The 26,034-nt window shown below is 47.6% G+C and carries 36 protein-coding genes; 16 read left to right on the top strand and 20 right to left on the bottom strand.

The window, feature by feature from the left end; all coding sequences use genetic code 11:
• Positions 1-86 precede the first annotated feature (86 nt).
• From ACYIAR_RS04135 to ACYIAR_RS04125, 3 genes are all read right to left on the bottom strand, one after another.
• Complete coding sequence (locus ACYIAR_RS04135) at positions 87-1,946, bottom strand: TonB-dependent receptor plug domain-containing protein (protein ID WP_480332272.1); 1,860 nt, start codon at positions 1,944-1,946, stop codon at positions 87-89.
• 129 nt (positions 1,947-2,075) lie between these two features.
• Complete coding sequence (gene nikR / locus ACYIAR_RS04130) at positions 2,076-2,477, bottom strand: nickel-responsive transcriptional regulator NikR (RefSeq protein WP_480332271.1); 402 nt, start codon at positions 2,475-2,477, stop codon at positions 2,076-2,078.
• Between the two features lie 367 nt (positions 2,478-2,844).
• Positions 2,845-3,741, bottom strand: coding sequence for a LysR substrate-binding domain-containing protein (locus tag ACYIAR_RS04125; protein WP_480332270.1), 897 nt, complete (start codon positions 3,739-3,741; stop codon positions 2,845-2,847).
• Positions 3,742-3,894: 153 nt separating this feature from the next.
• Here ACYIAR_RS04125 and ACYIAR_RS04120 point away from each other — a divergent pair, with 153 nt between their 5' ends.
• From ACYIAR_RS04120 to istB (ACYIAR_RS04100), 5 genes are all read left to right on the top strand, one after another.
• A complete protein-coding gene (locus ACYIAR_RS04120; RefSeq protein WP_480332269.1) occupies positions 3,895-4,761 on the top strand; it encodes a hypothetical protein in 867 nt (288 codons plus the stop codon).
• Positions 4,762-5,012: 251 nt separating this feature from the next.
• Entirely contained in the window at positions 5,013-5,717 is a 705-nt protein-coding gene (gene tsaB / locus ACYIAR_RS04115) for a tRNA (adenosine(37)-N6)-threonylcarbamoyltransferase complex dimerization subunit type 1 TsaB (protein ID WP_480332268.1), read from the top strand.
• Positions 5,718-5,960: 243 nt separating this feature from the next.
• Entirely contained in the window at positions 5,961-6,371 is a 411-nt protein-coding gene (locus ACYIAR_RS04110) for a DUF3810 family protein (RefSeq protein ID WP_480332267.1), read from the top strand.
• Between the two features lie 957 nt (positions 6,372-7,328).
• Positions 7,329-8,927: an IS21 family transposase gene (gene istA / locus ACYIAR_RS04105; RefSeq protein WP_480332266.1), complete on the top strand. Its 1,599-nt coding sequence runs from the start codon at positions 7,329-7,331 to the stop codon at positions 8,925-8,927.
• Entirely contained in the window at positions 8,924-9,703 is a 780-nt protein-coding gene (istB, locus tag ACYIAR_RS04100) for an IS21-like element helper ATPase IstB (protein ID WP_480332265.1), read from the top strand. Before istA (ACYIAR_RS04105) ends, istB (ACYIAR_RS04100) begins: the two co-directional genes overlap by 4 nt.
• A gap of 422 nt (positions 9,704-10,125) precedes the next feature.
• Here istB (ACYIAR_RS04100) and ACYIAR_RS04095 read toward each other — a convergent pair whose 3' ends face one another.
• Together ACYIAR_RS04095 and ACYIAR_RS04090 are read right to left on the bottom strand one after the other, a co-directional pair.
• The gene (locus tag ACYIAR_RS04095) at positions 10,126-10,287 is read right to left on the bottom strand and encodes a hypothetical protein (RefSeq protein WP_480332264.1); all 162 of its coding nucleotides are present in this window, start codon (positions 10,285-10,287) and stop codon (positions 10,126-10,128) included.
• 81 nt (positions 10,288-10,368) lie between these two features.
• Entirely contained in the window at positions 10,369-10,512 is a 144-nt protein-coding gene (locus ACYIAR_RS04090; RefSeq protein ID WP_480332263.1) for a hypothetical protein, read from the bottom strand.
• Positions 10,513-10,745: 233 nt separating this feature from the next.
• Between ACYIAR_RS04090 and ACYIAR_RS04085 the strand changes: the two genes are divergently transcribed.
• Genes ACYIAR_RS04085 through ACYIAR_RS04040 form a run of 10 tightly spaced genes read left to right on the top strand, consistent with a single transcriptional unit; the run spans position 10,746 to position 14,646 of the window.
• Entirely contained in the window at positions 10,746-11,093 is a 348-nt protein-coding gene (locus ACYIAR_RS04085) for a molybdenum ABC transporter ATP-binding protein (protein ID WP_474057051.1), read from the top strand.
• Positions 11,090-11,305 carry a hypothetical protein gene (locus ACYIAR_RS04080; RefSeq protein ID WP_480332262.1) on the top strand — a complete coding sequence of 72 codons (216 nt, stop codon included), beginning with the start codon at positions 11,090-11,092 and terminating at the stop codon, positions 11,303-11,305. Before ACYIAR_RS04085 ends, ACYIAR_RS04080 begins: the two co-directional genes overlap by 4 nt.
• A gap of 12 nt (positions 11,306-11,317) precedes the next feature.
• Positions 11,318-11,539 (top strand): hypothetical protein, encoded by a 222-nt coding sequence (locus ACYIAR_RS04075; RefSeq protein ID WP_117795430.1) that lies wholly within the window; start codon positions 11,318-11,320, stop codon positions 11,537-11,539.
• Positions 11,540-11,560: 21 nt separating this feature from the next.
• A complete protein-coding gene (locus ACYIAR_RS04070; RefSeq protein ID WP_480332261.1) occupies positions 11,561-11,809 on the top strand; it encodes a DUF6926 domain-containing protein in 249 nt (82 codons plus the stop codon).
• A 13-nt stretch (positions 11,810-11,822) separates the two neighbouring features.
• Complete coding sequence (locus ACYIAR_RS04065) at positions 11,823-12,245, top strand: PcfK-like family protein (protein ID WP_480332260.1); 423 nt, start codon at positions 11,823-11,825, stop codon at positions 12,243-12,245.
• Positions 12,242-13,507: a PcfJ domain-containing protein gene (locus tag ACYIAR_RS04060; RefSeq protein WP_480332259.1), complete on the top strand. Its 1,266-nt coding sequence runs from the start codon at positions 12,242-12,244 to the stop codon at positions 13,505-13,507. The genes ACYIAR_RS04065 and ACYIAR_RS04060 overlap by 4 nt, the downstream gene beginning before the upstream one ends.
• Before the next feature lie 27 nt (positions 13,508-13,534).
• Positions 13,535-13,792, top strand: a complete 258-nt coding sequence (locus ACYIAR_RS04055; protein ID WP_021909733.1) for a hypothetical protein — start codon at positions 13,535-13,537, stop codon at positions 13,790-13,792.
• Between the two features lie 18 nt (positions 13,793-13,810).
• Entirely contained in the window at positions 13,811-14,032 is a 222-nt protein-coding gene (locus tag ACYIAR_RS04050) for a DUF3873 domain-containing protein (protein WP_021909734.1), read from the top strand.
• Positions 14,029-14,274 (top strand): DUF6956 domain-containing protein, encoded by a 246-nt coding sequence (locus tag ACYIAR_RS04045; RefSeq protein ID WP_021909735.1) that lies wholly within the window; start codon positions 14,029-14,031, stop codon positions 14,272-14,274. Before ACYIAR_RS04050 ends, ACYIAR_RS04045 begins: the two co-directional genes overlap by 4 nt.
• 57 nt (positions 14,275-14,331) lie before the next feature.
• Entirely contained in the window at positions 14,332-14,646 is a 315-nt protein-coding gene (locus ACYIAR_RS04040) for a hypothetical protein (RefSeq protein WP_021909736.1), read from the top strand.
• A gap of 275 nt (positions 14,647-14,921) precedes the next feature.
• Here the strand turns inward: ACYIAR_RS04040 and istB (ACYIAR_RS04035) are convergent, their stop codons facing one another.
• Genes istB (ACYIAR_RS04035) through ACYIAR_RS04025 form a run of 3 tightly spaced genes read right to left on the bottom strand, consistent with a single transcriptional unit; the run spans position 14,922 to position 17,249 of the window.
• Complete coding sequence (gene istB, locus ACYIAR_RS04035) at positions 14,922-15,695, bottom strand: IS21-like element helper ATPase IstB (protein ID WP_480331376.1); 774 nt, start codon at positions 15,693-15,695, stop codon at positions 14,922-14,924.
• Positions 15,685-17,127, bottom strand: coding sequence for an IS21 family transposase (gene istA, locus ACYIAR_RS04030; RefSeq protein WP_480331766.1), 1,443 nt, complete (start codon positions 17,125-17,127; stop codon positions 15,685-15,687). Before istA (ACYIAR_RS04030) ends, istB (ACYIAR_RS04035) begins: the two co-directional genes overlap by 11 nt.
• On the bottom strand, positions 17,118-17,249 hold the full coding sequence (locus tag ACYIAR_RS04025; RefSeq protein WP_480331704.1) for a hypothetical protein: 132 nt from the start codon (positions 17,247-17,249) through the stop codon (positions 17,118-17,120). Before ACYIAR_RS04025 ends, istA (ACYIAR_RS04030) begins: the two co-directional genes overlap by 10 nt.
• Before the next feature lie 176 nt (positions 17,250-17,425).
• Here ACYIAR_RS04025 and ACYIAR_RS04020 point away from each other — a divergent pair, with 176 nt between their 5' ends.
• Positions 17,426-17,632: a DUF7688 family protein gene (locus ACYIAR_RS04020; protein ID WP_480333548.1), complete on the top strand. Its 207-nt coding sequence runs from the start codon at positions 17,426-17,428 to the stop codon at positions 17,630-17,632.
• 66 nt (positions 17,633-17,698) lie between these two features.
• Here the strand turns inward: ACYIAR_RS04020 and ACYIAR_RS04015 are convergent, their stop codons facing one another.
• The 12 genes from ACYIAR_RS04015 to ACYIAR_RS03960 all read right to left on the bottom strand — a co-directional run bounded on the left by ACYIAR_RS04015 (position 17,699) and on the right by ACYIAR_RS03960 (position 26,028).
• Positions 17,699-18,028, bottom strand: coding sequence for a hypothetical protein (locus ACYIAR_RS04015; protein ID WP_480332258.1), 330 nt, complete (start codon positions 18,026-18,028; stop codon positions 17,699-17,701).
• An 89-nt stretch (positions 18,029-18,117) separates the two neighbouring features.
• Positions 18,118-18,633: a glycoside hydrolase family protein gene (locus tag ACYIAR_RS04010; protein ID WP_021909739.1), complete on the bottom strand. Its 516-nt coding sequence runs from the start codon at positions 18,631-18,633 to the stop codon at positions 18,118-18,120.
• On the bottom strand, positions 18,633-19,133 hold the full coding sequence (locus ACYIAR_RS04005) for a DUF3872 domain-containing protein (protein ID WP_021909740.1): 501 nt from the start codon (positions 19,131-19,133) through the stop codon (positions 18,633-18,635). Before ACYIAR_RS04005 ends, ACYIAR_RS04010 begins: the two co-directional genes overlap by 1 nt.
• Before the next feature lie 2 nt (positions 19,134-19,135).
• Entirely contained in the window at positions 19,136-20,008 is an 873-nt protein-coding gene (locus ACYIAR_RS04000) for a toprim domain-containing protein (protein ID WP_413548632.1), read from the bottom strand.
• 82 nt (positions 20,009-20,090) lie between these two features.
• Complete coding sequence (locus tag ACYIAR_RS03995) at positions 20,091-20,666, bottom strand: conjugal transfer protein TraO (RefSeq protein WP_413548621.1); 576 nt, start codon at positions 20,664-20,666, stop codon at positions 20,091-20,093.
• A 2-nt stretch (positions 20,667-20,668) separates the two neighbouring features.
• Entirely contained in the window at positions 20,669-21,658 is a 990-nt protein-coding gene (gene traN, locus ACYIAR_RS03990; protein ID WP_480332257.1) for a conjugative transposon protein TraN, read from the bottom strand.
• A gap of 56 nt (positions 21,659-21,714) precedes the next feature.
• On the bottom strand, positions 21,715-23,061 hold the full coding sequence (traM, locus tag ACYIAR_RS03985; protein WP_480332256.1) for a conjugative transposon protein TraM: 1,347 nt from the start codon (positions 23,059-23,061) through the stop codon (positions 21,715-21,717).
• A complete protein-coding gene (locus ACYIAR_RS03980; RefSeq protein ID WP_480332255.1) occupies positions 23,042-23,359 on the bottom strand; it encodes a TraL conjugative transposon family protein in 318 nt (105 codons plus the stop codon). Before ACYIAR_RS03980 ends, traM begins: the two co-directional genes overlap by 20 nt.
• Positions 23,360-23,364: 5 nt before the next feature.
• Complete coding sequence (gene traK, locus ACYIAR_RS03975; RefSeq protein WP_021824925.1) at positions 23,365-23,988, bottom strand: conjugative transposon protein TraK; 624 nt, start codon at positions 23,986-23,988, stop codon at positions 23,365-23,367.
• Between the two features lie 42 nt (positions 23,989-24,030).
• Positions 24,031-25,035 (bottom strand): conjugative transposon protein TraJ, encoded by a 1,005-nt coding sequence (gene traJ / locus ACYIAR_RS03970; protein WP_480332254.1) that lies wholly within the window; start codon positions 25,033-25,035, stop codon positions 24,031-24,033.
• A 3-nt stretch (positions 25,036-25,038) separates the two neighbouring features.
• On the bottom strand, positions 25,039-25,668 hold the full coding sequence (locus tag ACYIAR_RS03965) for a DUF4141 domain-containing protein (RefSeq protein WP_021825033.1): 630 nt from the start codon (positions 25,666-25,668) through the stop codon (positions 25,039-25,041).
• 6 nt (positions 25,669-25,674) lie between these two features.
• Entirely contained in the window at positions 25,675-26,028 is a 354-nt protein-coding gene (locus ACYIAR_RS03960) for a DUF3876 domain-containing protein (protein WP_250884452.1), read from the bottom strand.
• Between the last annotated feature and the right edge of the window lie 6 nt (positions 26,029-26,034).

Here is a 26,034-nt window from a genome sequence, read left to right as displayed (position 1 = left end):
AGAGTTTATGGTATATTTTACAGAAAAAACTGCCGATGTTTTTCCAGAAACATCGGCAGTTTTCTTTTAAGATAACGGATATTATTTTAGAACGAAAAATCTATACCGCCCATAACAACTGCTTTCGGCATTGGGAAGCCGTCGTTGATGCTATATCTTGTAGCTGTCAGGTTTTCTCCTTTGACAAATAGAGTCAAGCCTTTTTCTTTCGAACCGAATCGGTAGGCTACTTTAGCATTCAGAAGCGCGTAGTCTTCTTTCTTTGTGCATGCTGCATCTGTATATAAATCCCAAATTGACTGCATATACACATCGAAAGTAAAACGTCCCGGTGAATAAGTTACACCTGTATATAGTTTATGTGCCGGAGCTCCATTGATAGGATTGCTCTGATGCAGATAACTATAGTTCATATCAAAATCCAAATTCTGCAGAATCTGATATCTTGCTTCAAATTCCAGACCTTTATTTATGAATTCACCGGTATTCATGTTCAATGGAGGTCGTCCTTCCTGAGGAACGGTCTTAATCATATTCTTACCGTCAATATAGAATCCTGTCAATTCAGCGAACAATTTTCCATCCAGAAATGTCTGTCCGATTGAAAGCTCATAGTTTATCATGCTTTCCGGTTTCAAATCAGGATTCTGAGGAGGGAACATATACATTTCTCGGATATTAGGGCTTCTGAAACCTTTACCGACAGAAGCTTTGATTACGTTTCCTTCAAATGGACGGACTGTTACACCACCTTGCGGAACCCATTCGCCACCGAACACGCTGTTGTTTTCGTATCTGATACCTGCATTAAGGCTTATCATATCCAGGAAGTCCTGTTGCATTACAACATATCCGGCAGTTTCGTTTACGTTCTTGTCAACCATTGGTTCGCCTTTCCATGCTTTTCCACCCCAGTTCTTATAGTCCAGACCAAGAGTGAAATTATTTCCAGGGAACAGACGGAATGATTGGTAAACCATCAACCCTACATTGTGGTCATCTGATATGAACTGATATTGCTGAGGCTCTTCGCCGGCATAATATCCGTCGTTGATGTCATGATGTCCCCAGTTGTAGAAAAGTCTCACCGCACCACTAGTTTTCTCGAAATTGTTTTCAAAGGCAAGCGAGCTTGTTCCACGCAATATATCCATTATATTGTCATAGATTGGCTTGTCAATCATACCAGGATTTTGGTTCCATGATTTTGCAAGACTTAAATTACCTGTCGCCTTGTAATGTTCGTTGAAGCGATAACCAAGGTTCAGGAATCCGTTGGTGATATGGAATTTTGAGTCCGGTCTGTGTCCGTCAGTTCTGTCGTGATTAATGGAAACAAAACTGCTGAAGTTGCCAATATTATATCCGTTGTTGATCATATACTTCTGTGTGTTATATGATCCATACATTATTCTTGCCTGAGTTCTTCGTCCTTCCTGCTGATGGCGGCGTGTAATAATATTCACAACTCCACCCATAGCGTTTGAACCGTAAAGAAGTGAACCAGGACCACGGATTACTTCAACTTTGTCAACATCAGACGCAACATATGTATCCGGTAATGAATGTCCGAACAAACCTGCCCATTGAGGCTGACCGTCAAAAAGAACCAACACCTTATTTCCGCTACCGACACCACGAATATTTATCGTTCCTGCCGAACCTTCGGACACACCAAAACCGGTGATACCTTTCTGAGTAACAAACAAGCCCGGAACGCGATGCGACAGAACCGGAAGCAGAGCCGATTCGCTTGTCTTCTCTATTTCATCCCTTGTTATTACTGATATTGACAGAGGAACACTGTTCCTGTTTACCTCAATTTTATTTGCCGAGATAACAACACCCTTCAAATTAATCAAACTATCTGCTTCAATAACATTATTTTCTGCATATCCGCTTGCAGTAAGCAGTGCAGTTGAAGCAAGTAGGAAAAATTTCTTCATATACTTTTTTATTGATTAGCTGTAATTTCGAGGCAAAAGTAACACCTTTTTTATAATTAGTAGCACTAATTGCTGAAAAAGTAACACGAAGATTTAAAAAGGTAGCACGAATTTATGGGATTTTATTAATTAATCAGCCCTGCTCATCACCAGTTTTCCGTGCTTTATACCTTTTATTCCTATCAGATGGTCAGCAAGTTCCGTCAGACGGAATGCTTCTCCCATAACTGTTGTAATGTGCAGACAGAAATTCTTATTTATATAATATTGTGAAGACGATAGAATAACTTGCTGATATTCCTGCTGTATTGCTGATATGCGTGATGTAATGTCTTTCTTTACCTGGTCATACATTATAATTATGGTTCCCGCAACCACATGATTGCACTGCCATTTTGTTTCAGCCGTATTTTTTTCTATCAAAAAACGAATAGCCTGAGAGCGATTCGCAAAAGCATTCTCCTGAACATATTTGTCAAGAGCTTCCAATAAATCTTCTTCTAATGATACACCAAAACGCTTTAGTGACATATTACTTATAAGTTTTTGTTATTCAGTTGTCTAAGTAGAGTTAAAACGGAATTGTTAGTTTTAACAGCTGTAAAAATTGAGTTAAAGATAAAGAAAAAGATTATTTCCTATTGCAGTTTCATAATTAATTACTACTTTTGTGTTGTAAAACATAACCGAAGGATATGTTTTTTGGTGAAAAGATTGTTAGGTGTTTAATTTACTGTATTTGTTTTTAGGTTATTTATGTTTCTAAGCCCTTAGGGGCAAATATTATGAAACAATAGTTTTTAAGGTTATGTTTTAATAGTTTTTGAACGGACAGATCCGAGAGGATTAGGCCGTTTTTTTATGCCCGTACGTTTCCTTCCTCCCGTATCTGTATATGTTACAGTTGCTTGTTATCAGTCGCTTTTATAAGTATTTCAGAAAATGAAATTGCAGATTTCTTTCTATATCTATCTTTTGGCCAGAAAAGGAAACCTTTTGATGACAGATTCTCAGCGCATAAAATAGGAATCTGAACTAAATCCGCTTCTCCTCTGGTTGCAGCTTTAGTCAGTATTGTTGCCCATTTCCCTTTTCTCAGAGCATGAAGAATAGTGTGTACATCATTGATCTCAATATTAGCTTTCAGGCATATATTACCATTGTTGTGGCAGAGCTGGTCAATTCTTTTTCTTGTAGCAAACCCTTTTTCCGGTAAAATCAGAGGAATTTCCGAAAGTCTTTTCAGGCTGATTGAAGACACTCCGGCTAAAGGATGCGATTTATGTACAACTGCACACAGTCTGGATGTAAACAAATGTACGGTTTCAAAAGATTCATCGCTAATTCCTTGAGGTTTGAACGACAGAACAAAATCCAGTTTGTTGTCCTCCAGCTTGTCTAGCAATTCCTCCGAAGTAGCAAACGTAATGTTTACCTTTATTTTAGGATACTTCTCTGTGAAAATATCCAAAGCATAAAGCAGCAAAGCATTAAGGCTGAAAGTTGAGCCAATATTCAACTCTCCGGATTCCAGTCCTTTAATGTCACGAATAATTTGCTTTCCGCTTTCCGCATCAGCAATAGCTTTGTTTACATAAGGCAGAAAAGCATTTCCGGCTTCAGTAGGAACTATACGTTTGCCGATTCTGTCGAACAGAAGTATTCCTAGCTCATCCTCCAATTGTTTGATTTGTTGGGATAATGTGCTTTGCGAAATATATAAAGCACGTGCTGCTTCCGAAAAATTCTTCAGTTCGCAAGCCTTCTGAAAGTATCTTAACTGTCTTAACTCCATTCTCTGTAATTGATTTTATCGATAGATGTCATCGGAAATATGCTTATTGCAAATATAGAGCAAATTTTTAATTCAATTTATTTTTGTAAAAGAAATCGGATGATTCCGATTAGTAGTAAGATAAACTTGATATAACGGTAAATAATATAGAATATGAAAAAGATTTTAACTCTATCCCTGGCATTATTATCAGCAACAGCTTTCTCTCAGTCAGTAGAAATAGAAAAAGAAGGAATCCGTTTTTGTGAGAGCACATATCCATATAATAATGGAATTCTTGTAGCAAACTTCGGAACGGAAGCTCTTAATCCTTTGAACACTGAAGGTAAAGGATACATATTGTTTGTGAAAGACGGAAAGAGTGAAGTTGTTGTTCCGGCAGATGGAAATCTTTCTGCTCCAAAAGGAATGTTTTTGCGAGATGGCTATCTTTATATATGTGATGTAAATAAGGTTGTTGTCTATAATATTGGCAAAAAAGGCGCCCAGCCGGTGACAATCCAATTCCCTGAAGGAAACCTTTTCGTTAACGACCTTGTTGCCGATAAGAATTACCTTTATGCATCAGTTACTAATACTGACAAGATTTTCCGTATCGACATAAGCAATCCTGCTGCTCCCGGAAAACCTCAGGAATGGGCAACTGTGGCAGGTCCTAACGGTTTGCTGATGATTGATGGCGAAATGTATGTAGCTTCTTATCCGGCAGATGGCGTTACAAAAGATGTAAACGTAGTTTATAGAATAAAAAATCTGAGCAATCCGAGTCCGGAAAAATTCATTGAAGTTTCCGGTCAATACGACGGCATCGCATTGTCGAAAGACAGAAAAAGCATTTATCTGACAAACTGGACTCCGGCTCAGATTAGCCGTCTGAATCTTTCTGACAAATCTCTTGTTCCATTGAAAATCAACTTGCAGGAACCTTTGATTGGCCCAGCTGATATAACAGTAGCAAACGGTAAAATCTATATTCCGGATTTGCCAAACAGCAGAGTTGTGATTGTTGATGAGGAATAATATTTTGAGGAAAATTAAAATAGCTGCTTAGTGAATCAAGTAAAGAATAAGTATCTTTGCGTCGCTCCAGTGTTGGAGGAATATTCGCCGGACTCAATTTTGGGGTTAACGAGTTGATAAGAAAACGAGTTGACAAGAGTTTTTCCCTCCTTGTCAACTTGTCTCTGTGACCTTGTCAACTTCCTTAAGCTGAGCAACCAGCGAAAATTAACTCAATAACTTACGAACTCAAAAACTTAATACTTATTGTAATGGCTTGTATATTAACTATAGAAACATCTACAAATGTTTGCTCTGCAGCTTTGATTCTGGATGGAAAAGTTGTTTGTGAAAAAGTATCATACGACGGACCGTCACACGCTTCGCTAACAGGAGTATATGTTGAGGACTGCATAAAAGTGATGAAAGAAAAAGGATTGAAACTCGATGCTGTTGCAGTCAGCAGTGGTCCGGGTTCATACACCGGATTGAGAATCGGAGTTTCAGTGGCAAAAGGTCTTTGCTTCGGATACGGCATTCCGTTGATTGCCATTCATTCACTTGATATTATGGCTCATACAGCGATTAACCGAAATAATAATGAAGATTGCTTGTATTGCGCAATGATTGATGCCCGCAGAATGGAAGTATATTCTTCTTTGTATGACAATACAGGCAAGGAAGTCCGTAAAGTTCAGGCGGATATTGTTGACGGAGATACATATTCATCTTTCTTGTCAGCTGGAAAAGTTTGTTTCTTCGGTAACGGAGCTTCAAAGTGTAAGTCGGTAATTACAGATTCAAACGCCTTTTTCCTTGATGAAATTCATCCTTTGGCTTCAGAAATGGCAACTCTTGCTGAAAAGGCTTATTCAGAAAAGAAATTTGAAGATGTTGCATATTTCGAACCGTTCTATTTGAAAGAATTCCAGGCAACTATCGCCAAGAATAAGGTTTTGGGAAATACAAATTCGTAAATAAGATACGAGTTGACAAGGGAACAAGTTGACAAGGGGAGAAACTCTGGTTAACTTGTTTTCTTGTCAATGTTCTATAAATACTTTACAAATAAAGCATTTATTCTCAAAACTAAGCTTTAGTTTTTATAAACTCAGTCTTAGTTTGTAAAAACTGAACCTTAATTTGTAAAAACTAAGACTTAGTTTTGAAGAAAATATATTACTTTCCGCATTTTTCTGTATATAAATCAAACTAAGTAGATGAAACCTTACACCAGAAAATTCCTGATTTTAGAGATTCTACTATTGCTCTTTGTTTGGGCATTGATGCTGATTCCCGGAGCAGGAGAGTGGTATGCGCTTAATTTATATCCCGGATTTTCTGATATTCTCTCGTTTCTGTCGTCAGTCTTCCCGTTTTCGTTGAGTGATGTTTTTATATATGGAAGTATTATATTCCTGCTGATATATCTCATTTTAAATGTTCGCCGTTCGGCATCAAAGACTTTTGGTTTCATTTTCCGCTATCTGCTCTTTGCCTACGTATGGTTTTATCTTGCCTGGGGAATGAACTATTACAGAGATGATTTCTATACCCGTTCGGAAATCACTCCGGCAAAATATGACGAGGCAATATTCAAGGATTTAAGGGGGGATAAACGAAATGTGTAAAGCAAGGGAAAGAAGAAAAACAAGGATATAATAAGAATATCAACGAGTTACGGAGTAAAGGCAAGAATGGATGTGAAAAACGAGAAGTAACACAGGCTTTACACTGGGCTTACATCGGCGGGCTGTTTTGAACGATGTTTTAATACCTGACTTTACACAAGGTTTACATAGGTTTAATATCGGGCTAAATGAGGTACAAATGGGGCGCACACAGGCGTTTTTATTATGCGGTGGGCGGGATTGTTCGCCAGATATGGGAAGAGGCTTTAAAACGGCCTCTTTTCTTTTGTCCTATTCCGGCTGTGATTATGAAAAATATTTCTCCAATTATTCCATATAATTATTATTTAGTATATTTGCAGAGGATAATCAAAAAACTTATATCTGATTGAGTATCAGATTAGAATGAAGGAGTTGCGGATTTATGGTAACGATTTAGCGAAAGTGCAAGTGCACTGATATTCTGTGATTTACTTCGCCTCACAACTCTGTATGCAAAGGTACACTTTTTATTCGGGTACTCCAAGGAATTGCTCATTTTTCTGTGTTTTGAGCGTGATTTCTTGACCTGTTCGTTACTGTTCTTCCGTAAAAGTGAGTTTTCATGTAGGAAAGGCGTTGGCTGAAACGAGTTCAGACAACCTCTTTCCTACTATGGCATATCCGAAAGGAATGTCCGCTTTTGAAGCCTAAACTCTCGTTTAGACAATCGGCAAGCGGACAACCCTTTCATGGCTATGCGAGAGAGGTACTTTTACGGGGTCTTGCCGCTTATTCTTTTTTGTAGTTCCTCTTGTCGCAAGTGAAACCGTGCTGATGATTCACCCTTACATGGTGTAAATACTCACTGAAAAGTGGGCCAGGGCTCTCATTCAAAAATGGGCCACCACGGGGAGCTTAACCGCCGGTGTTTTTCTTATATTATGAGAAAAATATACCGACACAAAAATGTTAACCGTGGTAGACATACAAACAATCGTACATCTTTATCGGAGCGGCGACTACAGCCGCCGAGGGATTGCCCGCAAGCTCGGCATATCCCGCACAACCGTCGACAAGGTGCTGGCCCAGTACGAGGCCACGCAGGAGACATCGGACAACGAGGCTCTGGACAACCTGCTGACGCTTCAGCCGGCCTACAACAGCCGGGGCCGCAAGCCCCGCAAGCTGTCCCGGTCCATCGCGGCTGAGATAGACAGGTATCTGGAGCTTAACGCCCAACGGCGTCGTCAGGGGATGCGCAAGCAACAGCTTAAAAAGATCGACATCTGGCAGATTCTGTCGGGTCAGGGAGTTCAGATAAGCTACCAGACCGTCTGCCGTTATGTCACAAACAAAGAAAAAGCGGGACGGCCGGGTGACACAAAGGCCTATGTGCGGCAGGCCTATGCTCCGGGAGAGGAGTGTGAGTTCGATTGGGGCGAGGTCAAGATTACCATAGGAGGCGTGTTCCGTAAACTGTACCTGGCCGTGTTCACCACCTGTCATGGCAATCTGCGCCGGGCATGGCTGTTCTCGCGCCAGGACACGCTGGCCTTCATGGAGTCGCACCGCAATTTCTTCCGTCAGATACAGGGTGTTCCACGCACTATGGTCTATGACAATATGCGTGTGGCTGTCAAGGAGTTCGTGGGTGCCAACGAGAAGACTCCGACCGAGGCTCTGAGCCGTCTGTCGGCCCACTATGTGTTCAACTTCCGCTTCTGCAACGCACGTGCCGGGTGGGAGAAGGGACATGTGGAGCGGTCTGTGGAATACGTTCGCCGCAAGGCCTTTTCGCTGTCATGTCATTATGCGTCTCTGGCCGAGGCTCAGGCCCATCTCGATGCGGTATGCCGGCAGATGGACGCCGAGGTCTCTTTCGGCAGCGCCTCCGAGAAACAGCTGAAGATCAGCGCCGACCTTGGCGCGATGCGCCCCTGGCCCGGAGACATCGGATGCTTCGAGGCCATGGAATATGCCGTCGACAAATGGTCGACGGTATGCGTCAAAGGCAACCGCTACTCCGTTCCCGACCGCCTGGTGGGATGCAAGGTCACCGTAAAGCTCTATTCCGACAGGCTTGCTATGGTACTCAACCGGGAGAAGCTTGCCGTCCATGAGCGGCTTAACGGGCAGGGCAACTGGTCGCTCAAACTCGAGCACTACCTCACGACACTGCTACGCAAGCCCGGGGCGCTTGCAGGCTCTGTCGCCCTGCAGCAGGTGCCTCACCTTATCCGGCAGCTTTTCGAGCGCCATTTCACGCACTGTCCCAGGGAGTTCCTTGAACTGCTGCTATATGCCCGGGAGCACGGATACTGCTTCCGCGATATAACCGATGCCTCGGGCCGGCTTGCACACCGCGGACTCAACGTCCTGAGCGCCGACCAGATCAAAGCCGAGCTGCACTCCGCCGACAACGCCCACTCCGCCGACAACGCCGCAGCCACGACAATGGCGCAGGATCTCATCCCCGGACAATGCCGGCAAATAGAGCAACGCGCATCCGAGGCCGTGTTCACCACCGATACACTTCTTAACATAACTCCAACCCACACAATCACAGCAATATGACAATGACTGACAATCATCCGCTGTCCGACATCGAGCGCATCACCGCCACCTGCCGGAAACTCTCGATGTTCGCCATGTGCGAATCTCTTGCCGACACCCTCAGGGACGCAGCTGCCGACAACCTCTCCCACGCCGCCGTACTGGCCCGGCTGCTTGATGCCGAGCTCGAAAGCCGCACTGTGGCGGCGCAGCGACGGCGAATACGCGCCGCCACATTCCCACAGCTGAAATATCTCCACGACCTCGTCCGCGAAGAACTCCCGACCGAGGCCAGGGCCGCGCTGCCCGAACTTGAGACACTCGACTTCGTCAAAAACGGCCGTAACCTCGTGCTATATGGCAATCCAGGCACAGGCAAGACACACCTGGCCACCGCACTGGGCATCGCCGCATGCCAGCGCGGGAACTCCGTGCTGTTCACCTCCGTACCGAGGCTGCTCACCATGGTCAGAGAAGCCAGAAGCCAGCACAAACTCACCCAGCTGCAGAACCGCTTTGAGAAATACGACCTTGTCATCTGCGACGAGTTCGGGTATGTCTCATGCGACAAGGAAGGTGCCGAACTGCTCTTCAACCACCTGTCGCTCAGAGCCGAAACCCGTTCTACAATCATCACAACCAATCTCGCTTTCAGCAGATGGAACGAGATCATACCTGACAAGGTCCTGGTCAACGCCCTTGTGGACAGACTCACACACAAAGCCAGAATCATCAACATGACCGGTACCTCATACCGGCTCAAACAGACTCAGCAAATGATTAAAAACCAAATCTGAGCAATGACATCTTCTCATTATTTTATTAACTTTGTACGCTCTCTCGGGTGGCCCATTTTTGAATGAGAGACCGGCCCACTTTTCAGTGAGTATATACACCCTTACATGGTAAGGGTCGGCCATCGGCACTGGCGGCATGGCAGAAAGAAAGTCCGCATATCCGCATCAAACCGAGGGTTTGACGATGGATGTGCGGATTCTCTTTCTTACGGCACAACCGCCTTTACCACTTGCGCCTTTTGTTTCTTGTTGAAAGCGGAACTGGGATAGGTACAGCCAACCACTTGCCACTCACGAGTGAGCCACAAAAGGTTGTCCGTACAGCCGAAGCCTGAGAAGAATGTCCGTATGTGTCTGTCCGAGCAAGTCGGATAGGCATATACGGACACACTTCTTTTGTGGGGCTTCGGCTTTTCACGCTTTCATGCTGTTCCCTCCGTGCCTTTTCTTTTTGTTGAAAGCGGAACAGGGATAGGTACAGCCAACCACTTGCCGCTCACGGGTAAGCCACAAAAGATTGTCTGCACCGCCGAAGCCGGAGAAGAATGTCCGTATGTGTCTGTCCGAACAAGTCGGATAGGCATATACGGGCATACTTCTTTTGTAGGGCTTCGGCTTGTTCACGCTTTCAAGCGAGTCTCCAAGTTAGAGGGCGTTTTCTTATCTCATGCAGTTCCGCATTTTGGAGATGTTCCATTCAATCTGCCTCTTGTTACGCTTACCTCCATTTTTGCGACTTCCAGATGACGCATCAGGTGGTCATTCTCGTTCGGCTGCAAAGGTAACTCCGGGATTTGCCGGAAAAGCAAGGTCAAGCCTCCTGTTTTGCGAGAAAAATCTCCAGCCCTACGGGTAGTATTTTTCCCGAAAAACCTTGCATTTCCGAATCCCTACCTTGATGGGGCAACCGAAACGAAAACGACCGATGCGACAGGAAGACGCATAAAAAAAATGTCGGATAACCGAGAGGCAGATAAGAAGTTTTGAAACTCAACTCCCTCAGCTCTTGGATCCGCATATAAAAATTAAAAACAGAACAGATATGACAACAACAATGGCAACAAAATTCGTCGAATGGGAAGTTCCAGAACTGGACACCCTACAAGACAGCAAGGTTTACAGACTCCGCCACAAACTCAACAACGGAGGCAAGATGAACCGAGAGGAGAAGGATTGGCTCACGCAAAACGTGAACTTCAACACCTACTTCACGACCGCAATACCCCTTATGGGGTGGAAATTCGACTTCTCCGATGTGCTCCGACCCTACCTTGTGTGCCAATACGGAAAGTGGAGCGAGTATCAGGCAGCGGACAAGACGGCACTGAGAAACGTGATTTACGGCAGGATAGACAACATCGTGGAACTTCAAAACGGCAACAGACAATGACAGCAGCAATGGACATCAGACAGACGGCACACTATATGGCGGTGGCGATATGCACCCTCATCGTGCAGGCGTTCCTTTGGCTCATCGGCATCCTTTGGAACGTCATCAGAGAGATTGTGAACGGAGTGTTCCGAGTAGTGGTAAGCGTGATAGTGCTCATGCTCTCCCTCATCACCTTCTTCGGACTTCTCCTTTGGTTACTCACCCTTTAACACCCTACGGCAATGGCAAAGAGAACAAGCAAGACGGCAGCGCAGCAGTGCAGGTATTACGAGGTGGACAACATCTTCGAGTACATGGTGGAAACCTACATCAACGGCAACCACAGCACGTTCAGCGAATTATACCACGAACTGAACAAGGAGGCACGGCAGGACTTCGTGGAGTTCCTTTTCAACGAGGTCAATCCGCAGTACCACAGAGAGATTATCAAGCAAATGTTATAACCCCAACAAATTGACAGCGATATGAACAGGACAACAGAGAAGATACCCACATGGAGTTTGTGCTACCTCATCAATGGCGATGCAACGGCACTGACAGATGATGAAATCCGAATGGTGGACGAGTGGGTCAGCCAATGGCAGGTGGAAATCGTTTCGCCCCTCATGGACGAGGACGGCAGCACGCACCCCTATTTCAGCCACTACCCCCTCTTCGGACTGCCCACCGAGGTGGAGGACTGCGAGATACTTTACAAGAACAATAACCTATAAAACAGCAAGCGACATGAAAGGAACAGACCATTTCAAGAGAACGATACAGATGTACTTGGAGCAGCGTGCAGCGGAGGACGAACTCTTCGCCAAGAACTACCACAACCCAGCCAAGAACATCGACGACTGCATCACCTACATTCTGAACTACGTGCAGAAGAGCGGCTGCAACGGCTTTTCGGACGGAGAGATTTACGGACAAGCCGTACACTACTATGACGAGAACGAGATAGAGGTAGGCAAACCCCTGCAATGTCAGATAGCCGTGAACCATGTGGTGGAACTCACCGCAGAGGAGAAGGCGGAAGCACGGCAAAAGGCAATCCGCCAATACCAAGACGAGGAACTGCGCAAGATGCAGAACCGACAGAGAGCAAGGGCAGCCAAGCCACAGAAACCCCAAGTTGAACCCTCCTTATTCGATTTTGAAGTATGAGACCGAGAAACAAGTTTGAGAAAGCGGTGCTTGCCGAGAGCAGGTACCTGCGCCCCATCAGCAAGCGACAACTGAAATGGGCATTCCGTGAATGTGTGGACCACTATGCCTACCGGCTACCCAAGGGACGAACCACCTGCATGGACTGCGGACACACATGGCAGACAGACGGCACAGCACGCACCTGCACCTGCCCCCACTGCAAGGCACGCCTGCAGATGAAGAACACCTTGGAGCGCAAGTTGCAGCAGAAGCAGTATTTCACCCTACTCACCACCTGCGGAGAGTATCAAGTGCTGCGCATGTACCTCCTCATCGTGGAAATGGAGAAAGGCTGCAAGGCTACTCCCACCGCCCTTGAAATAGGCGGCTATTGGTGGAACAGGCAGGGCAAGCGCACCATCGTAGCCATACAGCGCACGTTAGGCAGGTACATAGACACCTTCACCTTTGCCTCCCCCATGGCAATCCGTGGCGACAACCTTGCCTACCAGCATATCGCCCACATGCCCATCTGCCCCGAATACAAGGCGGTGGACGAGCTGCGCAGGAACGGCTTCCGTGGCGACTTCCACGACATAGTACCCACGAAACTTATTCCTGCACTCTTGTCCGACAGCCGTGCGGAAACGCTGATAAAGGCAGGGCAACACCCCATGCTGCGTCACTATCTCAACTCCTCCTGCAACATCGAAAACTATTGGGCATCCGTGAAAATCTGCATCCGCAACGGCTACACCATTCCCGACGGCTCTCTATGGTGCGACACGATAGACCTCCTGCGCCACTTCGGCAAGGACATCCGTCAGCCGAAGTACGTCTGCCCGACCGACCTCAAAGCCCTCCACGACAAGTTGGCTGCAAAGAGGCAGGAGCAGTTGCAGCGAGAGCGGACAGCGGAGGAACGAGAGCAGGCTATCAAGGACGAGAAGAAGTTCCTTAAAGAGAAAGGCATGTTCTTCGGACTTGTGTTTGCCGATGAACTCATCTCCGTCAAGGTAATAGAGAGCGTAGAAGAAATGATATTGGAGGGCAAGGCGATGCACCACTGCGTAGGCACTTACTACAAGCGAGCCGACTCCCTCATACTTTCAGCCACCATTGACGGCAAGCGCATCGAGACAATAGAGGTGTCGCTGAAGACCCTACAAGTGGTTCAGAGCCGAGGAGCGTGCAATGCCAACACCGAGTATCACGACCGCATCATCAATCTTGTAAACAACAACATCAACCTTATCCGTCAGCGGATGAAGGCAGCGTAACGGACAATCCAATAACAGCAAAGCAATATGGAAGTAAGATTTGAAAGTATGGTATTCTTTTGGGACGGACAAATTCCCGAAATGCTCCTCAACCTTGTCAACGTTCTCACGTTGGCAAGGAACGAGGAGGAACTGAGACAGAGCGTAAAGACGTTTGCCGAGAAGCACGAACTTGACAAGTTCTTCGCTTACGGCTATGGCTCACACCATTTCTACCTGCATCAACGCTACACGAGTAACCCCGAAATGGTGATGCAGAACAGAGTGCTTTCAGTACATTTCTAACAGATAAACAATGCGATTATGACGACACAAATGACCATCAACGGACTCAGTACCTGCCGCTGCGCAGGTACTGAGAAGTACGAGAGATTTCAATCGGGTATCGGCAGACGCAAGCGTACCCTTGTGCAATACGACTACCGCCACACGGACGGAGAACTATTCTCCTGCGTGAAGCCCACGTTGGACGAGTGCCGACAGAAACGTGACGAGTGGCTGAAAAGGAAGGAGAAGAGACTATGAGCGAAGCCTATCAAACACTGATTGTCAAGTTCAATGAGCCAATCACAACATTGGACGGAATGTTTGACGATGCCGAAGCATGGGGAGTTTCCACCTTGAAAGGGTGGATAGACAACTACGAGAGCAGCCGTTTCACCGCTATTGACAGCCACACGGCAGTCATCACGAGCGAGTACAACATGGAGTGTCTGAAAGAGTGGTTGGAGAAGTACACACCCATCACTGAGAGATTAGAGTATTGAGAAATTTACTTGCGTTTAGGCGGTGTCCGCACCGCCTAAACCTAAAACCAAAAGGCAATGAATACGATAGCACGGACTATATTGGAGCAGATAGGCGGCAAGCGTTTTACCGTCATGACAGGCAGCAGGGACTATGTGGATATGGGGAACGGACTGCGCATGAGCCTTGCGAGGAACAAGACCAGTGCCAACCGCCTTGACATCATCTACGATGCAGGGACTGACCTCTACAATATGCGTTTCTACCGAAAGACGTTCAGTAAGAAGACCTTCGAGAGCAAGGCGAAAGACATCGAAATGCACGAAGGCATCTTCTTCGATATGTTGGAAGAGGTCTTTACGCAAGTGACGGGACTCTATACACACTTTTGATATGTGGGCGGCGCAAGCCGCCTACTTTCTTTCATGAGCAGAACAAGCGGAAAAAGAAAGTAGCAAAGAAACCTTTGTGCCAATCTACGATAGTATTCACAAAAACAAATTTTAATCATGGAAACAATCAGACAGAACGAAAAAATTGGAAAATATAAAGTCACTTGACCCACTATTATACTCTAAATTGACCCATCAAAAAAATATTAGAATTAAGTAGAGAAAAATGCATTTTAACCCGGGTCAGTTTCAATTATAATTCTTTATAGCAGATACTACTTCTTTTTAGCATTAATCTTTCTTACAGAATCTCCCGTTAGTTCAATTTTGTGTGCCGTATGTACAATTCTGTCCAGGATTGCATCAGCTAAAGTAGGATCTCCAATTGCATCATACCAGCTTTCAACTGGAAGTTGTGATGTTATTATGATTGATTTTATTCCGTGTCTGTCTTCTATTATTTCCATAAGTATTGACCTTTCCCTGGCATCCAGTCCTATAAGAAAGAGATCGTCTAAAATAAGCAGTGAACACTTTTCAATTTTTTTCATCTCAGATTCTATAGTTCCCTTGTTTTTGGCCATTTTAAGCTGTCCCATAAGCTTTGACGCATTGGAGTATAAAGTTCTGACTCCATTTTTGCATGCTTCATATCCTATTGCTGAAGCTATATAGCTTTTACCTGTTCCGGAGCTTCCTGTGATAAAAATATTCTGTCCGTCTCTTATAAAATCAAGAGAAGCAAGTCTCTCGAGCTGGTTCCGGTCAAGGTTCCGTTTTATTGTATAGTCTATTTTTTCCATATATGCCTTATATCTGAAGTTTGCAGATCTTATCAGTCGCTCAATGCTTACATTGCGTCTGTAATCATACTCGCTTTCAAGAAGCCATTTCAGGAACTCATCGTTTGTCATACCATCAGAGGATGTTGTCCTGCAGTCATTCCTGTATGTTTCAAGCATACCGTAAAAACGTAATTTGGAGAGTAACTCCATTATTCTGTCCATATTTTTTCCGACAGTTCTGTTTGTTTTATTATTACTTGTCATTTTTATCCATATTTTTAGAGTTAAAATAATCCTTACCTCTGAGATTTCTGTGTTTAGGGGTAAGTTCAGGAGCAAGCCCCTCCATTTGTATATGATACTTTTCATCTTCCCTGTTTACCAGAAGGCTTTCAAGTTCGTTGAACCCGAACATGCAGGATTCCATTGCTATCTGGCATGCAAGAACCACTCTGTCGTGTCCGAAACATTCCACAAGACATAATATACCATCAGCTGAACGTATAGCCTGAACAGGATATTTTTTGGCAACAGCCACCAACTTTATATACTCTTCCACTACCGGGTCTATTTCACGTGCCTTGCGGTATATATCATCCATTCTGATTCTGTATTCATGTAGTACTCCGGGAAGTTTATGGGAAGGTTTTTCTGAATAAGTGAAAGGTGTATCATCCCTGCGATGTGTCGTTATGTGTCTGAATTTATGATATATCTTCACTGTGTCCCCATCATACAGTAATTCTACAGCATCGCCTATATACTCTTTAGGAACACTGTAATAGTGATTGTTAAGCGATACATAACTGTTTTTCATGACAGTTGCCGTTTTCCGGTTTTTTGATATAAATCTTGTTGCCGGCAATATATGTAGCCTGTCTTTCTCGACCTCGAGGAAACGCTCCCTACGGCTGTAGCTGCGGTTGTACATCTTTCGGCTGTTCAATGCGTCAGTATGTTTCATTATTTCTATGTTCAAGGCTTCAATATCATTGAATTTCAATCCTGTCATCTTTGAATATACCTCCCTGTAAAGCAGTCTTACAGCATTTTCAACCAAAGCCTTGTCTTTGGGTTTGCGCACTCTTGCCGGAAAGACAACACAACCATAATGGTCTGCAAATGCCGCAAAGTCATCATTTATTACAGGCTCTATTCCACCGGGCCTTGTTACGGCAGATTTGAGGTTGTCGGGAACTATGGCATTTGGTACACCTCCAAAATAATGGAAAGCATTTTCACATGCCTGGATAAGATATTCTTTCTTTTGCGATGGTACAGCCTCGTAATAAGTAATCTGACTGCATGGAAGTATCGCAGCAAAGACTTCTACGGGAACCTTATCACCCGTATTCCTGTCTGAAATATAAAGTTTGTCACCGGCAAAATCCACATACATCTGATCACCAGCTATATGATCTATGCGTCCAACCGGTATTTTTACCTCCCTTTCACGTCTGAGATACAGGCAGAATGAACAATAACTGTAACCTTGGGGACGGTTTCTCAGATACTCCTCATACAAGGACCTTCTTGTTGTTCCACGGGATTTAAGTCGTTTAATGTACTCAGGTATATGTTCTTGAAGATACTTATACTCTGCAGATCCTGTTGATTCGTTGTCAGTCTCCGTACCGAAAAGTTCATGCAGATGATGCTCGTCCATTTTCAACAGGCGTTCCAGCTCTATACCCATATCCTCGTATATTCGGATATACCGTTTACTGTATTACGTGAAATCAGAAGAGAAGAACTGATACTACGGATACTCATTCCTGACTGGTAGCACCGCAGTATGTGCTTGATTCTTATTTTCATTCTTTAAAATTTTTATTCGGTTAATGATACCGGGTTAAAATGCTTTTTAAAGTACAAAAACAAGACTGAAATGTGGTAATTCTATAGGGTCAATTTTTATTATAATCTAAGTGGGTCAGTTTCGGTTATAAAGGTGGGTCAGGTGATTTTTATAATAGTGGGTCAAGTGACTTTATATTTTCCAAAAAATCATCTTGCACAGCAATGACGGAATAAGCATAAAGATGATTTTCAGAAACCTCACGGGAAAGAATTTTCAAGGTCAGAAATATTTGGAGTATATCCGGTATATCGCAATCAGGGACATGGGATTTTCGCCCGGTATCATTGAGCATTGCAGGAACGGTGATGTAATCGACATGGGAACAATCCCGAATGTATGAAAGCGGAAACTCCGATGAAGTTGCGGCTTCATCGGAGTTTCTTTTGGGGATATGGACTGAGCGTGTCTAATCTAACCCTTTCGCTTCTCGCTCTTCATCTCGTTCTTGTGCGTACTTCATTCCATTGAATGACTCTGCATCCATTCCTTCCATTAGATTGCTTTTAATCCACCTGGGCAAAATCTTTGCTGCGTCTGGTGTTAATCTTAGAGCATAATTCATCGGCTCATGTACAATCATGGTATCTTCGCTACCATTTGCTGGCTCCACTCTGAAAAAAAAGATTGATTCTGTATTGCCAACAGACGCTTGATAAAATTCGTATATCTCATGATAATTCATATCAATCGAATCAACGAAGCCTTGAAAATCTTTTGTTACGTTTGAATATGACATAAGTTGAGTTTTTAACGGTTTTCTTAAAAGAAGTGCAAAAAACGTGCCAATAGGAATTTGACACGTCTTTTGTCAGTTTGTCAGTTCTATTACGGAATATACAGCAGTGCAAACTCTGCTTTCCTGCGTTTGAGCAGCATCTTGTGCCGTTTCCCCTTGTAGTTGCAGAAAGCGATGTACTCCTGATAGATGTTGCGGTCGCCTGCCTCTAACTTCCTTATCAGCGTGCTTTTGGGTATCTTGTCGCTTCCCAAAAGCCGATATGGGCCGACATTGTAGGCCAGTGTGGCAAGCAAAAGAGAATCTTTCCCGAACTTGCGGAACATGGCACAGAACTTTTGCAAATCCTTCCGCAGCAACGCCTCGCCCTGCTTGCGTGTCATAGTCCTTGCAGAATACCTTTCGCCTGGCTGCAACTGATGGCCATATGCTACATACGGATGGTGCCTTTCGGTATGCCAGCCCTCGAAGAACTTGATGCAGCGCACCGCCCGCTCAAACCGTGGCAGGCGATAAATCCTTGCCGCCTCTGTGCGGTCGCCCTGTGCAAGCAGAGGGCAGACCGTCAGGAGCGCACAGCAGATTGCCATGAATATCCGCATCATCACGACAAGGGCTTGAAGTTACCGATGGGGACTACGGACAGCGTCTCGTCCTTCACATTCTGGTTGTTGAAGTCAAACTCCAGCTCGTAGGCATTCCCGAAATTGTCCTCCACCACCACGATGAAGTTTTGCGCCTCACTGCATCCCGATGTGTAATATAGGCGGAACTTTTCGTTTTCGAGCAGGTAGCGGTCGTTGGGCAGGAACGTAATGCCGTTGTCCATCTTCAGCGTGCCCTCACCCTCAAACTGGAAATAGCGAATGGTGTAGAGCGCATTGTCATAGTTGCCCTCCTTCTTCATCTCGCAGCGGATTTCTACTGTCTGCCCCTTCGTCACCTTGTTGGGCACGGGCATCGTCTCCACCGTGAACGGATAGGACTGCTGGATGTCCAGATTGTCGTCGCAGGAGGCGAGGAAACACCCCATCAGCCCCACGAACAGGACGGTTGCCATACTCATAAGTTTCACTCTCAGGTTCTTGATATTCTTGATGTTCATTGTCATTCTTTGTTTTGATGGTTACTGATTTTCTGTTTGGCCACAAGGTACTCGTTCAAGTCCTTGTAGCCCGAATAGAGTCCGGAATGGTCTGTCACACGCTCCCCAAAACGCTTGCGCAAGACTTCCACCGTCCTGCGTCCGGCATCGTCATGGTCGAGGTGGCAGACTATCTCTTGGTAATCCTCCAAGGCAGGTATTGCCTTGTCCACATTGGCTACGGAGTTCAGCACAAGGCTGTCCTCCGTAGTTCCAATGCCCAAAGTCAGCGCAGAAAGCCAATCCATAAAGCCCTCGTAGAGGTGGCAGCGACTGCTTCCCTGTCTGAATGAAGAAAAGTCCTTTGGCGGTATGCAGCCCTTGAAGAAGCGGTTGCGCAGCTCAAATCCACCGCAACGATTTCCGTAACCGATGGCAAAATACCGCTTGCCGTAGAGCCAGAAATGGATTTCCTTGCAATGTTGTTTGGCAATCGCCAGAGCAATTCCACGCTCTTCCAAATACGAGAGCAATGCCCGATGATTTAACGGCCTTATCTCCACCTCCTCAAAGGCAGGCTTCTTTTCCACGGTCTTATGAGGACGAGATTCTATCTGCGGAAGCGGAACGATACCCGCTTCCGTGATAAATCTTGCCTGCTCCATGAAGTCGCTGCTACGCACAAACTCGCCTGCCAGCGTGAAGATGTCACCGCCCTTGCCCAGACCGAAGTCATACCAGAGTTGCTTGTCCACGTTCACACGTAACGAGGGAGTGCGCTCCGTGCGGTAAGGTGCAGCATACCACCATTCATTGCCTCGCATCCTCAGCGGCTCGTGTCCGAGCCTTGCAAGAAAGTCCGCCAGCGGTATCTGCCTCAATGCGTCAATCTCCATGCGCTCCGTCAGTTGCCTTTGGCTTCTTCCGTCACGATTCGGAATAGCCCGAATAAATTCGGTCTCTTCTCTCACTGCTCCGTCAGTTAATGATGAACTTCACGCCCACGCCGAACTGCGTATGGAAATGTCCTGTGGAGTTGCCCCAGAGACACCGTTCCCGAAGGTTGGCGAGCAGGGCTACACGGTCGGCCACATAAAACTCCACATCGAGTGTCAGCGCACCGCCATAGATGAAGGAATCTTTATCGTGGAGCATCGCCCCCTCGTACAGCACCTTGTCGCCCCAGTTCACCGTCTCATAGCCTGCGAGAGCCGAAGTCCCAGCATAGACAAAGAGCACCTTCCTTGCGTCCGACAGCACTTTCAGATAGTAGCCACCCTCCGCCGTAAACTGCGCCACGGGTATCTTCTTCTCCTTGTAGGGCTGGTTCTTCAGCAGGTATTCGCCACCGAACACCCACTTGTTGCCACCCTTGGTATAGGTGGAGAGAATTGCACCAAGACTGTACCCGCCATCGTTGCCACCAAGTTTGAAGCCGTCCGCCATGTTCGCCTTCACCTCGATGCCCTGCATTTTCGGGAGGCATCGCTGGGCGTGCGCCTGCCCCGTGAAAAGGGCAAGCGACGCGATGATTATTACGATGTACTTTCTCATGGTCAGCGCACTTGAAGTTCGTTGATGGTATTGGCACGCACCAAATCCTCGTTCTCAATCACGAAGGATTGGTGACGGCCACCGTTCTTCTCGTTCAGTTCCACCACGAGGTACTTGTCATCAGGTATGGTGAACTTCGCCATTGTGAACACGGTGCGCTCGCTCTTCTTGCCCGGCACGCAAGTGGTGTAGTTCTGCGCACGGAGCGGCAGGATAACCTGCTCCTGCACGGCGGTGCGCTTCGCTACCTTCTTGTCCACAATCTTCCATGTCACGTAGTCCACATCAAACGGCACGTTGCTCTGGTTCTTGATTTCCGTGTGGAAATACAGCAGTCCGTTGTGCGTATAGATTCCTTTCAGTAGGTACTGTATGCCGAAACGCTTGCAGCCGATGTGCTTCACCTCACGCTTGTTCTGCTTGTGGATGGACTTCATGATAAGTCGCACCAGCATCGGACTCTCGCTGCCCAGTTCCTTCAGGTAAATCTCCTGCGCATTGTTCGGACGGTTCACCGCCTCGCCGTCGTGGATGAAGTCGCACATCTCCACGTTGAGCAGCAGCGGCTCCTTGGCATACTTCACATTAAAAGTATAGAAACTGCCGTCCTCCGTGATGACGCTCATGTTCGTCTCGTTCTTGAAGTTCTTCACGGTCGCCTTCACACGGATCACGTTCTCCGCACCGTCCGCCTTGCCCGCTATCAGGTTGGGCGAACCCAAATCCACATAGCGCACCTCTGCCGGGAAGATGATGTGGACGGTCTTGTCGTACGTCACCTCCAGCCCGTGGGGCGGAATCATGCGGTCGAAGGTCAGCTTCTTCGTCAGCCCGTGATACAGGTCGCCCTCCGTCTCCTTCTGCGGATAAACCTCCTTGGTCAGGGTCGGTTGTCCGTCACTCCCGTTACTTTCCTTCACGGTCTTGTTCTCCTGCGCATTGGCAGTTACGATGCCCACCAGGAGGGCAAAAATCATGATTGCTTTTCTCATTTTACTTTGGATTTTAGTGGTGAATAAAAAATGGATTGTTGTTATTTATTCTGTTTTCAATATCTATCTTGATACAGCATCACCTTGTAGCCCGCCTTCAGATGCACCTTCACGGTACGCATCTTCTTGGCGATATACTGACTTGTGCCCTGTATCAGCTCCTTGCCGAGGTCGGAGGCCAACTGTGCCCCCGCATTGGTGGAGATGTTGATGCTGCTGCCGAGCGAGCCGCCCATGTTGGCGGCAACCTCCCGCACCGCATCCATCTCCATCGAGCCGGGGATGAAGATACCCTGCTGCCCGTCCGTGTCATAGACCGAAAGCTCCACAGGCAAGATAGTCCCCTCATGCTCTATCGAGGTGATTTCGATGCCAAGGCGTTCGCCCTGCACACGTGCCGCACCTACCACCACGGAATTTCGGGGGATAATCCGTTCGGCCACGGCCATCGGCTCCAACAGGCGCAGCTTCACCGCCTGCCCGTCCGTCACGCTCTGCGCTCCATAGACACACGCCGATATGGTGTTCTTGTCCGATACCCCGACCTTGCCCACAGCGGTGTTGAAACCATAGTTTCGCTCCTGCGTATGGGCGGTGATGAAATCCTCGTTGCTCATCGGCTGTCCGAGAGCGGTCACCACCTGCTTCGTCACCTGTTTCACAGGAGTGACGGTGTTCTTCCCGGTCTTGCTCACAGTGGCATGCATTGCCTCCTGTTTTGGCTGTCCTCCATTCTGACCGCCCATATACTTTGCCGCCAGTTCGTATGATTTCTCCATGAGTGCCACTTGGTCGTCCATATTGGAAGCCTTGCCTTTCTCGCTTTCAAGTTCTGATTCCAGCGAGGCAATGCGCTCCAGCAGTTCCTCCATGTCCGCATTTTCCTCCTTTGGCTGCTCATAAAAACTGCCAAGTGTGGTGTTCAAGTCACGGTAGGCGGTGGCAGACGAACGGATGCTTTGCGGCGTTACGGGCTTGCTCTTTTCCACACTGTCATTGGCTGTCAAGCTGAAATCTGCTGATGATTCGTTTCCAGCCACTTCACGGTCGAACATATCGCCCAGCTCCATCATCGAGCGGTTGCGGTTCTCCTTGCGTTCCTCCATCGCTCCCTGCTCATAGGCTTTCGCCTTGTCACCGATAATCTGCCTGTCCGCCTTGTCGGCATCCGGCATCTCCATGTTGTAGCCGTCCATGCCCGGCTCTTTCGTTCCGTCAGACGATGGGGCTAAAATCAGCCACATCGCACCGAGGAACACCAGCACCATGGCAGGCAGCACAATCATCTTCTGCCGTCTCAGCCGTTCCGCCTCCGTGAGTGGTGTGCGCTCCTGCTTGGGCTTTTCCTTGCCTTTCTCCTTGTCGGGAGTCTTGTCCTGTACTTCAATCTTCGTCTGTTCCATATAAACAATAAGGTGTTGTGTGATTACTAACTGTGGGCTTGATGGACAGATCCACCTGCCCAGCATGGTCTATCTCCATCTTCCGGCTTTCGTCCCTTCCGATGTCATAGACGGCTTTGCCGAAAGTGTAGAGGGTAAGCACCGCAAAGACGGCGAGCATTCCCAATACGATGCGTCTCTTCGTCCGATGTGGCAGACTCTCCAGCCGGTCTTTCGCCGACTTTGTCATCTGCTTTCTTTTGTCGCGGAGACCCCAGAAGAGCCTCCACGCCGTTTTTCTGATACGATACCTTGTCATTGTTTTTATCTTTTAATCGTTTGTAAATCCTTATTCTCAATGATGGTGAACCCTTCGATGGTGAAGCCGTTGGGATTGTCGTCCGAGCGCGAGGCGTTCAGCAGGCGGCACGTCGTCACGAGGCTGCGCTCCGTAATGTTACTCTGACGGATAATCTGCTGCCGTGCGTAGGTGGTGGCACGGTAGGGATAGCCGTTGAAGTCGCATACCACGCTGTCCACCTTCAGCACCTGGTTGATGTTGCCTGCGATGATGCGGTTGTAGTAACCCTTCTCCGCAAAGTCTGAGTAGTAGTTGTACACACTACGGTCGGCCAGCAGTAGTGCCCGCTTCACGTTGTGCTCAATCGCACTCTTTTCTGGCGAGAGCGTGAAGAATAATTCGTGGAAGCGGCGCACATGTTCCCTCGCCTCCGCCGGACGGTTCTGCGACAGGTCCTGCGAGAGTGCCAGCATCAGCGACTTTCCGTTGTCCAGCACATAGATTTTCTCCCGCTGCTTCTCCGCAAAACGGTAGGAACTCCACACGCTCCACACCGTCACCACGGCACACAAGGCGAGGAACACCATGCTGAACAGGCGAATCTGCCTGAACGATGTCTCAATGTTCTTTAATGACTTGAATTCCATTTTCTTGTTTTCTCCTTGTTTTGATGTTACACATACTTTTCTTTATCTCAGCAGTTTCCCGACACGTCCGGCCACATTGCCAGCGGTTGCACCCGCCACACTGCCGGCGAAGCCGCCAGCCTTGCCAGCCGTCTGGTTCACGTTGCGCCCATAGTTGCCCATGCCTCCGGCCTGGATAATCCAGCCCGACACGGTGGGGATAGTGAAGTAGCCGATGATGCCGATGATCATGAACACGATATACACCCCGTCGCTCGAATCCAGCGAGAAGTTGGGGTCGGCCTGCATCCGCTCGATGTCGCTCTGCAGCATCAGTACCTGTATCTTGGCCAGTATGGTGCTGAACATGTCCGACGCGGGCAGCCACAGATACACCTGCACATAGCGGCATATCCACTGCGTCAGCGTGCTCTGGAAACCGTCCCACACCGAGATGGCGAAGGCTATAGGCCCCAGTATTGACAGCACCACGAGGAAGAACGTCCTCAGCGTGTCTATCACGAGGGCAGCGGCCTGAAACAGCAGTTCCAGCAACTCGCGGAAGAAGTCGCGCACGCCCTTCTTCATCTGGTACATGCTCCGCTCGATGTACATCCCCGTCATGGTGACAAGGTCGTCGGGCGACCAACCCAGTTCCTCCAGCTGCTTGTCGAACTCCTCGTTGCTCACAAGGTAGGCCGTTTCGGGATTGCGCTTCATCGCCTCGTACTCCAGCTTGTCCTTCTGCTCCCGGTACTCGTTCATGTCCAGCGTCTCCGCCTCCAGCATCTTGGCCGTGCCCTGCACAATCGGCGAGAGCACTCCGCTGAGCGTGCCCAGTACCACCGTGGGGAAGAACATGATGCACAGCCCTATGGCAAACGGACGGAGCATCGGGAACACGTCTATCGGTTCGGCACGCGCCAGCGACTGCCATACCCGGTAGGCCACATAGAAGAGTGCGCCCAGTCCGGCGATTCCTTTCGCCACGCCCGCCATGTCCTCGCACAGCGGCATCATCTCGTCGTAGAGCGACCGCAGTATCTGGTGAAGATTCTCGAAGTCCATAGGCTACCAGTATCTTTCGTTGGCACTGCCGTAGAGCCCCATCACACGGTCGAGGTCGTTCTTCTTCTTCGCCCGCAGGTAGCTCACGCTGATGTTCTTGTTGGTGTAGTAGCTCACGAGGTTGCGGTACCGCTTCATCTTCTGGTAGCAGCCCTCCACCACGTCCATGCGGTCCTTGTCCGTCATGGAGAGCGTGGTGATGTTCACCACGTTCTTCAGCTCCGTCAGCACGTCGCCCGTCTCCTCCAGCAGCTTGGTGTAGCCGAAGGCGATGGCTGACAGCTCCTCCACCGTGAAGTTCTCGTCGCGCATCATCTTCTGGAAACTGTTCACGTAGATGTCCGTGATGTCGCCCACCATCAAGATGGTCTGCTGCACCTTGCGGGCATCCTTGACGAGATTGTTCACCGACTTCAGGGCATCGTAATACTTCTTGCCCTGCTCGTAGATTTTCACCGTCTCCTGAAAATTTTTGACCATGTGGGTCGCCGTTGTGGATGTGTGCGCCACGTTCTTGGAGGTGTTCACGATGCTTTGCGCAATGTTGGACGGGTCGATGACCGTCCACTGTGCGCTCGCCTTGCCCGCCGTCAGCAGGCACAGGCAGATAAGGATTGTCATTCTTGCTTTCATTGCTCGCTATTGTTTGGTCGGTTCCTGTCTTACTCTTACATAGTCCCCGTTGGGCGAGAAGGTCAGCACGTCCGTCTCCTCGTTGTAGGCCACGTCGATGCGGAATCCCGTATTCATGAAGAGGTTGCCGTTCTCCATCTGCAGGAGGTAGGTCTGCGGTTTCAGCTCGCGTCCCAGCCCCTTGCGCTTGAACACCGTCACCTTGTATGCCTTACCCTCCTTGTAGATGAGCACGTCGGGCTTGCCCTCCACGCTCTCCCAGTTGCCGCAGAGGGCGGGACGGTCGTCCCTCGCCGCCTCACTGCATGACTGCATGGCCATACTCGCCATTCCCAGCACGATGCCGCACAGGAGCAGCATCTGCCT

This window comes from Parabacteroides sp. KHUB-01, from assembly GCF_056640935.1.
The sequence above is the reverse complement of the archived record's forward strand: the minus strand, read 5'-3'. Positions and strand labels throughout refer to the sequence as shown.